Source organism: Saccharothrix texasensis (assembly GCF_003752005.1).
Taxonomy (GTDB): Bacteria; Actinomycetota; Actinomycetes; order Mycobacteriales; family Pseudonocardiaceae; genus Actinosynnema; species Actinosynnema texasense.
In genome coordinates, this window is sequence record NZ_RJKM01000001.1 from 4,183,666 (window position 1) to 4,196,978 (window position 13,313).

10 protein-coding genes are annotated in these 13,313 nt (G+C 71.3%); 2 read left to right on the top strand and 8 right to left on the bottom strand.

Going from position 1 to position 13,313, the window contains the following annotated elements:
* Positions 1-368: 368 nt before the first annotated feature.
* Genes EDD40_RS17595 through EDD40_RS17620 form a run of 6 tightly spaced genes read right to left on the bottom strand, consistent with a single transcriptional unit; the run spans position 369 to position 10,166 of the window.
* Positions 369-4,442, bottom strand: coding sequence for a TIGR02680 family protein (locus EDD40_RS17595; RefSeq protein WP_123743886.1), 4,074 nt, complete (start codon positions 4,440-4,442; stop codon positions 369-371).
* Positions 4,439-5,686, bottom strand: a complete 1,248-nt coding sequence (locus EDD40_RS17600) for a TIGR02678 family protein (RefSeq protein ID WP_123743887.1) — start codon at positions 5,684-5,686, stop codon at positions 4,439-4,441. The genes EDD40_RS17595 and EDD40_RS17600 overlap by 4 nt, the downstream gene beginning before the upstream one ends.
* Positions 5,683-7,236, bottom strand: a complete 1,554-nt coding sequence (locus EDD40_RS17605) for a TIGR02677 family protein (protein WP_425471344.1) — start codon at positions 7,234-7,236, stop codon at positions 5,683-5,685. Before EDD40_RS17605 ends, EDD40_RS17600 begins: the two co-directional genes overlap by 4 nt.
* 38 nt (positions 7,237-7,274) lie before the next feature.
* A complete protein-coding gene (locus EDD40_RS17610) occupies positions 7,275-8,504 on the bottom strand; it encodes a TIGR02679 family protein (protein WP_123743888.1) in 1,230 nt (409 codons plus the stop codon).
* Between the two features lie 13 nt (positions 8,505-8,517).
* Complete coding sequence (locus EDD40_RS17615; protein WP_123748096.1) at positions 8,518-9,843, bottom strand: helicase-associated domain-containing protein; 1,326 nt, start codon at positions 9,841-9,843, stop codon at positions 8,518-8,520.
* Between the two features lie 5 nt (positions 9,844-9,848).
* A complete protein-coding gene (locus tag EDD40_RS17620; protein WP_211348198.1) occupies positions 9,849-10,166 on the bottom strand; it encodes a hypothetical protein in 318 nt (105 codons plus the stop codon).
* A 225-nt stretch (positions 10,167-10,391) separates the two neighbouring features.
* Between EDD40_RS17620 and EDD40_RS43630 the strand changes: the two genes are divergently transcribed.
* The gene (locus tag EDD40_RS43630; RefSeq protein ID WP_246037715.1) at positions 10,392-12,161 is read left to right on the top strand and encodes a hypothetical protein; all 1,770 of its coding nucleotides are present in this window, start codon (positions 10,392-10,394) and stop codon (positions 12,159-12,161) included.
* Positions 12,086-12,385: a hypothetical protein gene (locus EDD40_RS43635; protein WP_123743890.1), complete on the top strand. Its 300-nt coding sequence runs from the start codon at positions 12,086-12,088 to the stop codon at positions 12,383-12,385. Before EDD40_RS43630 ends, EDD40_RS43635 begins: the two co-directional genes overlap by 76 nt.
* Positions 12,386-12,538: 153 nt before the next feature.
* Here EDD40_RS43635 and EDD40_RS17635 read toward each other — a convergent pair whose 3' ends face one another.
* Positions 12,539-12,880, bottom strand: a complete 342-nt coding sequence (locus EDD40_RS17635; protein WP_123743891.1) for a hypothetical protein — start codon at positions 12,878-12,880, stop codon at positions 12,539-12,541.
* Positions 12,867-13,313, bottom strand: a complete 447-nt coding sequence (locus EDD40_RS17640; RefSeq protein WP_123743892.1) for a hypothetical protein — start codon at positions 13,311-13,313, stop codon at positions 12,867-12,869. The genes EDD40_RS17635 and EDD40_RS17640 overlap by 14 nt, the downstream gene beginning before the upstream one ends.

A 13,313-nucleotide genomic window follows, 5' to 3' on the forward strand; every position in this document is an offset into this window, starting at 1 on the left:
GAAACCCCGGCGCGCCGGCCGACGGCACACGCCCACCGCTCTGGGCACATCCGAGAACACGAACCACAGAGGCTGATCGCCATGCCGATCACCGCGAACACCCCGCCGGCGACCGCCGGCGCTACCGGCAGCTCCACGGTCACCACACCGCTTCGACGCACAACGGCCGGTATCGGCAGGCTCGACTCATAGTGGACAGAAGCACAATCACCCGCCACCTGCGTCAACGCAGGCCGGCGGGCGTTTCGCATGTCGTGCTCGATTGTGCGGCTGAGGGGACTCGAACCCCCGACCCCGACACTGCCAGTGCTGTTCAACAAGTGCGCTGACCAGCGCACACAGGAAACCACCACGTCAACCAGTGCCGTTCACCGCCGTTCGGAGCCGTCCTCCGCTACCTCTTCGTCGACCACCTCGGCGCCGTTCCACACGAACCGGGCGGTGGTGACGGCGTCGTCGTCGCCACCGCTGATCAGCTGGTGGATCGCGATGCCGTCCAACTCCCGGTAGGTGCACCACTCGTGGTCGGAGGTGAGGACCAGGTCGAGGTCCAGCGCCGACAGCAGTGCGAACACCTGGCCGCGGTTGACGCTGTCGACACCGACGAAGACCTCGTCCAGCAGGATGACCCGCGGCGCTCGGGCAACGGCCTGGTAGTGGGCGGCCACGGCGGCGAACAGCGGCAGGTGCAGCGCGATCGCCTTCTCACCACCCGACAGCGCACCGTGGAGCTTCTTGGTCAAGGGCTGCCAGCCCGTCCCGTTCATGCGGTCGACCTTCACCACGAACCGGTGCCAGGCCGTGTAGTCGAACACCTGCCCCAGCTGCTGCTCCCAGTTGGTGGCCGTCTCGTCGCCCTTGGCCTGTTCCACCCGGTCCCGGAAGAACCGGTGCAGCGAGTCGCGGTCCTCTTCGGTCAACCGCACCGGGTCCTTGAGCAGGAGGTCACGCGCCGCTCTCGTGCCCGATGGCAGCTCGGGCGAGACCTCCCACACCAACCGCACCGCCACCTTCGAGGCGGTGCGCACTCGCTCCAAGCGGGCGTTCATGCCGTCGACCAGGTCGTGCGCCTGTCGTATGCGGGCGGCGAGGTGGCGGCGCGTGTCCCCGGTGAGGGTCCGGTCGAACAGCTCGCGCTCCTGCCCGGTGATGTCCTCGCGGCTGCGTTCCGCGTCGGATCGCAGCAGGTCGAACAGCGCCGAAGCGCCGATCCTCACCCCGTCCACCATCGCTGAGAAGACCTGGACGTCCTCGTCGGAGTCGAGTTGGAGGTCGGCCCGACCGCCCAGCACCTCGCGGGAGGCGTGCACCTCCTCCGCCAACCGGTGTGCTGCGTCGCCGAGGTTCTTCGGCGAGTGGGGCAGCGACGGCCACGCGGCCGCGATCGACCGCGCCGCGTCGAGCGCTGCCCGGACACCGCTCGACGCCGTCAGCACCTGCCTGAACGCGGGCAGGCCGTCCAGACCGCTGTCGGCGGGCAGGCTGCCGTCCGCCAAGTGCCGGAATCGCACCGCAGCCTGGTCTCGCACCTCGGTGGCTCGGTCGCGGTCACGCGCGTCGGTGGCCCGCTGGGCGGTGAGTTCTCCCAGGCGCACGGCCAGGGTGCCGATCTCCTTCTGGTTGGCACTCGCTTCCCGCCTGACCGAGTCCAGCTGCTCGCGGAGCGCGGCGAGGTCGTCCAGCACCTTCCGGTAGTCGGCGCCGATGGTGCCCTCTACGGCGTCCAGCTCGCTGTCGAGCCCGCGGGCGACAGTTTCGGCGTCGTCCGCCTCCTCTCCGCGCTCGTCGGCGGCGAGCCGGGACCGCCGGGCCTGATCAGCGGTCCGGTCCGCTTCACGACGTGCGGTGAGCAGGGCAGCGTGCTCGTCGATCCAAGCGTCGGACGCGGTTCGGAAGGCATCCATGGCGGCCACGACGGCGGTGAGTGCGTTCCGCTCGGTGGGCAGGCCGTGTTCAGCTGCCGCCGCGGTCAGCGCGCGCAGGGCGTGGTCCACGCGCTGCTCGCTCTTCGCCAGGCCGTCCAGTGACCGCCGAACCACGCCGTCGGCGCTGGAGACCGCTGAATCGGCCCGGGTCAGGTCCTCCAGTGCCGCGTTCGCGTGGGTGTGAGGGGGCCGGTCGCGCCGGTCGGCCTCGACGTCGGACCGGCGTGCGGTCAGCGACCGCAAGGCGGCCGTGTGCGTCTCGATCAGTTCTTCCGACGCGGCGATCCGTTCACGGAGTTCGGTCGACCGGCGCTGTCGGGCCCGTTGCCTGGCGACCGCGCCGATGTGGGAAGCCTCGTCCTTGCGCCAAGTGCCGCGCAGGTTGCCCATGCGCCAAGCACCGTCGGCTCCGATGGCGACCGGGTGGGCTCCGGGCGGATCCTCCCCGTAGGCCACGCCACCGAGCAGGCGGGCGACGACGTCGGCGGCCACGGGCGCGTCGGTCTCGGGTACGAGGACGTCGGCGAGGGAGTGCCCCGGCGCCGGGGGCACGGCACCGGGCACGGCGAACGTGTCGTGCCCGGTGACCACGCCGTCGTGGCCGACCCAGGCGTCCAGGAGCCCGGACGCCTGGAGCGCGGCCTCCACCGACGCACGGACGTCGTCGGGCACCGCGTCGGCGAAGCGGACCAGGCGCCACAGCGGCGCGCCGGTCATGGTCCCGCGATCCGCGGTGCGCGTGTGCGGCGCCTGGGGAGGCAGGTCCTCCTCGGTCAGCAGCCGCCGGACCTCGTCGCGCAGGGCGTCCCGATCGCGCTCGGCGTTCTCCAGCGCTGTCCCGATCAGGGTCTCTTCCCGGGTGATGGGGCCCAGCACTCGGCTCGCAGCGGAATCGACCTCGGCCAGCACGGCGGTCTCCGACGCCGTGAGGTCCGCCAGTGCCTCGGCGTCGGCGAAGGTCAGTTCCCGGCAGCCCGCCACCCACGTCAGGATGGCGGCCCGGAGCTCCGCGAGCGCGGCTTCGCGCCGGTCGGCGGACTCGGCCCGCCGTCCGGTGACCTCCGCCAGCGCTTCCCGTGCCTCGTCGAGCGCCCGTTCCGCGTCCCGCCTGCTGTTGACCGCGACCTCGTGCTGGATGAGCGCGGCACGCACGGCCTCGACCTGCTCGGCACGTGCCTGAACCGCGGCGCGCAGCAGAGCCCGCGACCGCGAGGGATCGGCGAGGACACGGGTGATCTCGGCGTGCACCGAGGCGAGACCGACACGGGCGGCGGCGGTCGAGGCGCCGTCGGCCAGCGCTCCCGCGGTGGCGGCCCGTGCCTCCGCGTGCCGGGCGGCGGTGTCGGCCGCTTCCGTGTCGGTCCGGGCGACCTGGTGGTGGCGGGTCGCGTCGGCGCGCCTCTTCCCGGCGGTCGCGCGAGCCTCGCGCACGCGGGTCCGCAGCCGGTCGAGCTGTTCACCCTTCCGGTACGCCTCGCTGCCGGTCAAGCCCTGGATGCGCCCCTCCGTCTCGACGATGCGCTGCTCCAGCAGCTCGCCGCGTTCCTCGGCCTCCTGTTTGCGCCGCGCGGCGCGGCGGTGCTGGTCTTCCGACAGCTTCGCGGCGTCCGCGAGGTTGCCCAGCTCCGTGGTGGCGGAGATCAGCTTCGCCGCCGCGGCGCGCAGCACCCGCTGCGCGTACGCGCGTTGCCTGGTTTTGAGGTGCTGCGCGGCCTCCACCTCCGCGTCGAGGCGTTTGAGCTGTTCACGCTGCCGGTCCAAGCGCTCGAAGCCCTCCGCGAGGTCGCTGATCTCCGCCTCGCCCAGCGGCGGCAGCGCCTTGGACAGCAACGTGGACAGCAGCCCGGGGTCGAGCCGCTGGGAGAGCTTCGGCGTGCGGAGCTGGAGCAGGGCCGTGATGAGCGCGTCGTAGCGCTGCTCGCTCAGACCGGGGAACAGGGTCGAGCGCACGGCGGCCCGGTAGTCGGCCGCGTTCTGGTGGAGCGTGCCCCGGTCGCCGAGCGCGGCTTCCAGGGCCTTGGTGGTGAGGGGCGCGCTGTTCGGATCGGTGAGGGTAAGGCCACCCGGCACGCCGATGCGCTGCCCGGTGGTGAAGTAGTCCGGGTGCACCGCGGTGGTGTGCCTGGTCGCCGCCAGCCGCGCGCCGCACGAGAACCACTCGTCCGGCGAGCCGTCCGCACCGGGGAAGCGGAACTCCAGCCACACGTACCCGACTCTCGTGGTGCCGGTAGCCCCTTCCCCCATCAGGTTCCAGTGCATGGTGCGCTCGGACGTGCCGAACGTGGAGAGCCGGTTGGCGCGCAGGTTGGCGTCGAACAGGAACGGCAGGAGCAGTTCCAGCGCCTTCGACTTGCCGGTGCCGTTGGGGCCGCGCAACAACAGCCGTCCCTTGTGGAACGTGAAGACCTCGTCGTAGTAGCGCCACACGTTCAGGATCCCGGCGCGTTCGGGCACCCACCTGGCCGCCGTCTCCGGCACGGCACCGCTCCGCGCGCGTGGCAGTCCGGTCACCGTCATGACTCGTCCTCGACGTCGTCGGCACTCGTTCGGGTCACCGCGTAGCGGGCGGCGGCGGGCCGGGCGCGCACGACACCGCTGTCGAGCCGGACGAGGCCGAACGCCCTGAGCACGTCCAGCGCGTCGACGACCAGCCGCCTGGCCCCGTCCTCGCCGCGGTAGCCCTTGGCCCACTTGGGGAAGCGGCCGAGCAGGGCGTCGGCCTCGGCGCGCAACTGCTCGACGGCGACCGGTCCGGGCGCGGACGTGATCACGTCGAGGAGCAGCAGGGCGGCGACCTTGGCGTTGCCGGAGTCGTCGGGGAACCGGCTGTCCGTGGCCACGCCGTCCGGGTCTATCAACATGACGCCCTCGGCGCGCTCCTCCACCAGCAACCCCGCCTGGTCGGCTGCCCGGCGCAGGAGCTGCCCGCCGGTCGGTGACTCCAGGTAGGCCCGTTCCGCGGGGGTCAGGTCGTCGCGGTGCACGACCGGGTCGTCGACCAGCTTGCGGAACACCGAGTGCCGCAGCCACAGGTTGCGCTGGACCTCGGACACCGGCTCGTCGGCATCGCCGTAACGCCGTTCGCGGGACAGCCTGGTCAGCAGCTCGGTGAAGCGCAGCGGCACCTCGTCGGTGTGCGACCTCCCGGGGGTGACCGCGACCTGCGACGCGCCGACCGGTGCCGCCAGCAGGCGCATGAGCAGCGTCGCGTCGACCCGGTAGAGCACCTTTGCGTCGGTGGAGTCCACGAACGACTCGGTGGCGCCGTCCACCACGTCGACCGCGCCGAGCGATTCCAGCAGTCGCAGCGCGTCGACGAACGCCATCCGCTCGGCGCGGCTGGACGTGTCGAACGGCGGCAGCACCGGGTCCGCGGCGGACGCCCGGACGACGCGGTCCGCCAGCAGTCCCACCGTGGTCACCGGCACCCCCAGCAGCTCAGCGGCCACCACGCACAACAGGGTGTACCGGCGGCGGTCGAACGGCGCCCGCCCCGTGCGGTGCCGTCGCGCCGGGCGGGTGGGGTCGGTGGCGACCCGGACCTTGGCCAACCGCGCGTACCCCAGGCGGGGTTCGACGACCAGCGACCACCCGCAGTAGTAGTCGAACCACTTCCCGACGGGTTCACGCCGTCTGCGCACGAGGTCGAAGGCTTCCGGCGTGGCCCCGGCGCCGATCAGCGGTGTCGCCAGCAGCAAGCGGATCGCCCGCGCGACTTCCTCGCGCTCCGCGATGACCAGCTGGTTCGCCAGGTTGCTCATCCGGTCGCCGCCCCTTCGGCAGCCCTCCACGGCCGCCGTGCCGCGCGACCACCCGGCGTGCGGATCTCGATGTCGTAGTCCGGACCGGTGAACACGCCGCGCGGCGTCCTGAGCACCGCCTGCTCGCGGTGCGCCTCCGGCGGCCTCAACAGGACCTCCACCCGCCCGTCGCCCGTGGTGGCCCGGTGGACGCCGTGCCGGTCCGGTACCACGGCCAACGCCCGCCCGAGGAGGTCGAGCAGCCGTTCGAGCACCTCGTGGTCCAACCGCCCGAACTGCGACAACCTCATGCCGCCGCCCGTGTCCAACCGGTCCCACGCGGCCTTCAGCGCGGCCCGCTCCGCACGAGCCGACTCGGCGCGCGCCGCCTTGACCGCAGCCACGTCGCGCACCCGCCCGGTGCGGCTGAACCGCTCGGTCCGCCCCGCGCTGCGCAGCAACGCCGACACCTCCACCGGTGGCGCGTCGACCCACCGGGCGGACGACACCACGAGCTCCGGGTCGGGGTGCGCGAGGTGCGCGTGCCGGGCCGAGCCGAGCCCGAAGGCGGTCGACCACAGCAGGTGCAGGTCCTCCTCGGTCGGCGCGACCGCGAACCAACGCGCCAGCTCGCGGAAATCGCCCGCCGCACTGGTCGACCTGCGCCTGGACTCGGTGATCCGGTCGAGCACCTGCAACAACGCGATGATCGCGCGCCGGGCGACCACGAACAGCTGCTGAACCCTGGGCGTGCCGCCATCCGTCGGCAGGAACCACGCGCGCAGCCCTTCCCACCTGGCCCGGCGCAGCTCCAACCACGCCACCGCCGGATCACCACCCGAGGTGGGCGGGAGTTCGGCGCCCACCAGCGCGCGGTGGTGCAGCAGAGCCACTCCCCGGTCCTCGACCAGCTCGACCCGGTTGGCGATCGCGTGCGCCCGCTGCTCGAGGTTCGTGGTGAACTCCTGGAGGTACGCCACGGTCGCCGACTTGACCTCGTGGAACGTCTCCTGGTCGGCACCTTCCGCCCGCAAGAGGCGCTGCAGCTCGCCGTTGAACTGCTTGGTGTTGCCCCGCAACGCCTCCAGGTGCCCCTCCAGCTCGACCAGCGTGCCGAAGACCCGGCGATCCGGCACACCGGGATCACCCAGCTGCGCGACCAGCTCCCCGAGCCGGTCCGCGATCGCGTCGAGCACCGCCGTCTGGAGCGCGCCCGTCGAGGCCAGCACACCCATCGCGTGCACCACACCGGCCAGGGCGGCTTCACCGCGCTTGGTCAACGAGTACTGGAGGTTGCGCCGCTCGTACTCGTCGGCCGTCCGGTAGTTCTCGGCGTGGTTCTGGGTGACGTCGAGCAGCCGCCAGTCGCGCAGGCTCCCCAGTGCCTCGGTCAGGTCCTTGTCGTCCAGCGGGTCGAGCCACCCCACCGAGCGGAGCCTGGCCCGCACGTCGTCCAGCCCGAGAGCGGTCTCCAACCGCTCGTTCGCCTCACCGAACGCGTGCAGGATCGCCACGTACAGCTCGGCCCGCTCGCCAGTGGTGAACCGGAACATCTCCGGCGGCACGCGCATGGCCTCCACGGGCACCCTCCTCCCACCGGTCGAGCACGCTACGGCAGACCACCGACATCCCGTCCGCAATCGTCGAGTTCGTCCAACAGCCGCGTGGTGACCCGCTCCTCCGGAACCGCCAGCCCGTGCTCGCGCATCGCGTCCGCCAGCTCGCCGTCCCACGGCGCCTCGGTGACCCGTCCCACCGGCGTGCCGACACGTGCGCCGCCCAGCGCCAGCAGGTAGTCGTCGGCGGCCATGCGCCACGGCACGGCGCCGGTGCGCGCCATCACGTGCGTGGCGATCCGCACACCCTCGCCGTCGAAGTCCCCGTGGTAGCGAAGGGTCGCCCCGGCCGCGGCGAGACCACGCAGGAGCACGATCACCGCGCTGTTGGGCCAGCCCGACGTGCACACCACCGGCGGGCACGAAGCGCCGAACCGGGCCACCGCCACGGCGAGCACGCTCGGGTTCTCGAACACCCACACGTCCTCAGGCGCCCCGACGAACGAGGTCGCCCGGACCTGCGCCAGCGTCAGGGCCGCGACGTGCCCCGCATCGGCGCACACGCGCAGCACCCCGCCCCCGACACCACCCAACCGCAGGCCGGTGGCCAGGACGACCGAGGACAGCTCGTCCTCGACCACCCCGGCGCGCTCCCACAGCGCCCGCCGTTCCTGCGCGCCCCCCGGCGGGTCGACGCCGTAGAGCGCAGCCAGCGCCCGCAGGACCAGCCCGGCGCACCGCGTCCCCTCGTCCAGGGCGTGCGGATCGCCGAGGACGGCCTCCGCCAGCACCGGCAGCGGCACACCCGTCGCGGGCAACGCGGCGACGACCCGCAGGGCCCGGTCGAGCTCATCCCGGGTGCGCTCGACGGAGCCACCGACGAGCCCGGCCCGCCGAACAGCGTCCACCCACTCCAGCAACGCTGGTTGAGCGGCCACCACAGGGTGCTCGGCCAGCCACGCCCACAGCTCCGAACGGGCGCCGACGGCGAGCGCCCGGCGTCCGGCGCGGTCGTCCAGCGGACCCAGCAGGGCCACGACGACCTCGCGCACCCCCGCCTCCACGGACTCCCGGAGCAACTCGTCCAGCCCGGCCACCGACACCGTCGCGTACCGGCCCGGCAGTCGATCGGCCCCGAGCAGATCGGCCACGGCCGACCGCTGCTCCTCGTCGAGGGGACCGACCTTCACCCGGCTGACCGGGCGCCCCGACGACAACCGGTCGTGCACGGCCCGCCACAAGGGCCGCAGAGCGGCGGAGTCGAGCCCGTTCAACGAACGCACGGCCCCAACCCTGTCAGAGCCCGCCCCCGCGGCCCCCGGCCGGGAGGACGTACCCCAGCTTGAGCAGGGCTCTGCGGAACTTCGGCTCCTGGTCCGGCCGGACGGCGAGGTGGCGGTCACCGATCGGACGGCACAGCGCGCGAATCGCGCGATCCCGGGTGATCAACGCGGCGAGCGCGGGATCGGCGCACTCGATGACGCGGACGTGGCCCAGATCGGTCAGCTGCGAACTCCGCCGCTCGACGTCCGAGACCAGCGTGCGCAACACATCGGGCAGGTCGTGCCCGGTCCGTTCGGCGAGGAAGTCGACGAACTCACCGAGGTCGCGGTCCTTGTCGAGCGCGGCGAGCAGGGTGGCCGCCGACACCGTCCAGACGCGGTCGGCGGTCTGCTCCGCGTGGGCGGCCAGGACGAGCCGGTCCGCGGCGCCGATGTCGCCCACGGCGACGACGTCGAGGTTGGGCAGCACCTTCAGCGGCCGGGTCCCGGCGGTCCTGGGCGCAGGCGGTTGGTACGCGTCGGCCAGACCGAGGGCGTAGGCGCCCAGCGCGGTGAGCCTGATCGCCACGAGTCCGTCGTAGCGGCTCAACGCGTCCAGGTCGTCACCACCCCAGTTGTCGACGTAGTCGTCGCGCGCACCGCGTGGGTCGACGTAGTCGAGGTCGACCAACCCGAGAGTGCCCGCGTACTCGAACAACACGGCCAGGGTGTAGCGGCCTTCGAGGATCTCCCAGTCGTGGTGCTCCTCGTAGCCGAGGCTGCCGTACTCCGGGTCGACGAGGTAGAGCTTCCACAGCGCCATTTCGGTGCGGGCGATCGTGGGACTCATGTTGCCGCGCCGCATGGCGGTGAACAGGGACTCCACGTCGACCCACTTGCCCGGCGGGCAGGTGGCCAACGCCGCGGCCACCGCCTGTCGCCGGGTCTTGGCCGCGGTGAGCACGTTGCGGGCTTGCTGGCCCTTGATCTGCTCGACCCGGCTGAACTCGTCGATCACCGCGTGGGTGAGCCAGCGCCGCCACAGACCCCGGATGGCCTCGGCAGACGGCTTCCCGAGCGCCGCACGACCCTTCGGGGTCAACCGGAGGCGGGTGCCGTCGAGCTTCGCGAGCCCGCCGGCCTGGAGCAGCAGCGGCCACGCGAACGCCGCGATGGGCTCCTCGGGATAGAAGTCACCGCGCACCAGGTGCACGCCGACGGTCCGCACGGTCGCGGCAGACGGACGACTGGTCTTCTCGCTGCACCTCACCTCCCCGGCCGCGCACAGTTCGAGCACGACCCGCAGGTTGGCCAGGGCCTCCTCCTCGGTGCACCGCACCTGCTCCGGCCCGAAGTCCATCGAGTTCACGTCCCCCTGGCCCAGCGGCGGTAGGCGTCGATCCACTGCGCGCCTTCCGGCGGCGGAGCAGGCAGCGGCAGGTCCAAGAGGGAGATCAGTTGCTTCGACTTCCCGCGCACGCAGACAGCCACGACCCGCTCGTCATCGGTCAAGTCCACCCTCATCACGGTCACGTCCACGCCCAGCACCACCGTCCGGAACGGCACGGCGAGGTGCTCCTCGATCTTGGCGTGGAAGCCCGTGACGCACTCGCTGTCGTCATAGCAGTCGACAGTCGCCTCCGCGATCAGCGCGTCCAGCACCACCCGGTTCGATCGACTCACCCCGCGAGGTTCCCACATCCGGCGACGGGACTCCCACGAGGAGCGACAACCGCCTGAGCTGTGAGCACTGCTCACCATCGTGAAGCCTGTCCGTAGCGACTTTCTTTCCATGTTGCCGCCACGGCATGTCGGGAGCCGCGCGGGAGGTAACGGACGGCGACCTGGTGGCGATGATTGAGCGATCAGCGGGTTCGGCTGTTGCGCGCGCCTGCGAGAGGAGAGCGGATGCAGGACCCTTCGGACTCCACGGGGATCGCCGAGCCTGAGGAGAACAGCCGGGGCGGTACCACCGGCTCACCTGTGGTGGACGATCCGACGTCCGACTCGGACATCGACCCGGCCACATCGGTCCTGGTGGAGGTGCTCCCGGGGGTGGCGGTCATCGCCGGTGAGGTCCCGCCGGAGCTGAAGCCCGACCTGATCGACTTCGGGATCGTGCCGGCTGCCGACCGCAAGCATATCTCAGCGGTCCTCGCCTCGATCGGGAACGCGGCGACCGCGGTCGGCAATCTCGGAAACGCGTTCGCCGGCGTGCAGGGGCTCTACAGGATCGGCGGCACGGCACAAGCCCTGCTGAGAAACGGCGCGACGCTCGCTGTCAAGGACGGTGGGACCCTCGGAGCGGTAATGGCTCGCGGCCGCATCGTGCATCAGGCCCGCTTCTACCCCATGACCGCGGTGAGCAAGGCACAAATCGCGGCCTCGGTCGGGCCGGCGCTGGCCATGGTCGCCCTCCAGATGATGCTGAGTGAGCTCTCGGGCCTCGTTAGGACCGGCCTCGCGGTGACGAATCAGGTCCTCACCGCCGTCCGCAAGGAACAGTGGGCCGAACTGACAGGGCTCGTCGCCGTCATCGATCGCGCGGTCGACCAGGCGCGAGAGATCGAATCGGTCCCGACGTCCTTGTGGGAGGACGTCACGGGCAGTGGAGCGCTGCTGCAGAAGCAGCTCGATCTCTACCGGGGGAACGTGCGCGACCACGTCAGGCAGATCGGTCGGATCGAAGCACGCAGCCACCGCGAGTACCTGCAGACGAACGCCGAGGCGATTGCCTTCGACGTCCACGCCCTTCTGTCCTCCCTCAACGCATGGACCGGGTACCACGCGCTTCGCGCCGCAAGGGCGAGAGCCGCTGGACGCGACGACGCTGCCGAGGCGCACTACGCCGAGGTCATCGCACGCGACATCCGCGCGGAGTTCGACTCCACCCTCGCCGAGACGACGAATCTCGTCGACGCGCTGACGCGCGAGCTGCGGATCACCGCCGAGCTCCGCGCCCCCGACACATGGCCGTTGCCGGGGATGCGGAAGGACGTCAAAGCAGCCCGCGAAGCCTCCGCCCGACTTCTGGAGGCGATCGAGCCTCTTGCCGACACCCTCCACCCGCCGGTCCCTCCACTCGAGGTTCCAGGCGTCGTCTGCGCACCCGAATCGCTGGATCCACAGCCGTACCTCCGCATACTGCGATGGCACTTCGAGGACGGCGAGACCCTCCGCGTCCTCGGCTTCCCCGACCAGCCCGATACCCTCGATCCCATTTCCGCGATCGTCGGCGGCGCGATGGAGATGTTGACCTCAGCAAAGGACAAGGATCCGACAAAGACACTGGTCGCCGTCACGGATCGCCGCATCATCACAGCGAAGACGAATGCATTTCTCGATCGAGCCGAGATCCGCCAAGACATACCGATCGACCAGGTGCGATATGTCCGAGCAACAACCACCCAGGACAAAAGCCCACGCTCGGCGATCGACCTCATCACGCGCGATGAGAACATCCGGTGGCTCTTCCACGCCGACATCGACAAAACTCAAGTAAACGCACTCGCCGCCGTGCTTGCCGAGTCGATGACGATCCCGGACGCCGAACGCGACGAGCTCCGACAGCGCCGCTACCCCTCCATTGAGGCAGACGCGCCATGCGCCCCGCCGCCGACGACAACCTCAACCAGCCCCGCGCCGTCCTGCGCCTCCAACCGGTCAAGCCCGACCTGACCTTCCACGGACTGCGCCACAGCCACAAGACCTGGATGATCGCCGACACCATCCCCGAGATCGCCCCGTCACTCCGACTCGGCCACATCCTCAAAGACCCCGTCCAACGCACCTACTCCCACGTCGCCCCCGAAGTCACCAGCCGCCTGCTCCAGTGCCTCCAAGACCGCTGGGACAAGGCCGTCGTCGACGTCGGTGACAGCACCTGGCGCAGGATGGCGTAGCCGATGCGTGGTCTCCTCATCCATCACTTCAACGGCGACAACCGGGCCTACGAGCCGGTCACCGCCGACTCTGAAGCCGACCTTGGACGGACAGGCGGTCGCGATGCTTCAAGAGAGTGACACGTCAGTTCTTGGTGCCGTCGCCCGTGTCCGTCAGAACGATCCGGCTTTGGACGTTCGGCCGCCCACCCGGGCGGCGGGGGCGGAGGTGAACCGGACGTCGGTGCCCTCTCCCGTCACCGTGACCGTGACCCGGTCCCCCACCGGTACCTGCTCCACCCTGGTGGGCAGCTGGTGGCTCCAGCCGCGCACCTCCACGTCGTGGACCGCGGCGAACCTGAGGTGGAACCGGATCCAGTCGTGCTCGGGCGGCGCCTCCCACGTCCGACGGGCGGCTTCGTCCAGCGGTCCTTCGAAGGACGCGGTGACGGCTTGGTCGCGTTCGTCCCAGTGCAGGGCGTAGAGCTCAAACGCCGACAGGTCAGATGTGCTCATGGTAGGTGTCGATCTCCGGTCCGGGAACTGCCGTGTACAGCCGCTGGTCCAGTTTGCTCGTGAACTCGTGCGGCCCGTCGTCCACCGCGTCCGGGGGCGAGTTGTGGACGCTGACCTTGCCGAAGCGGAGCTGCTCGGCGCACGTCAGCGTCAGGCGCAGCGACTCGCCGGTCACCGACACGGCCAGCCTCGCCCTCGGCCGTTCCGCGAGCTCGACCGACACGGTGGCCGGGAGCACCGCGCCGCCGGACAGCCGGACGTCGTCGACCGCCAGGAACCCCAGGTGCGCCTGCACGCGGCTGTAGCCGGGCGTGTCCGAGGCGACCGGCAGGTCGACGCGCAGCGTGCAGCCCGGACCGCGGCGCTCGAAGCGGATCGACCGCAGCACCAGTCCGGTGAGGTCCGGTCCCTGCGGGTAGAACCGGGCCAGCAA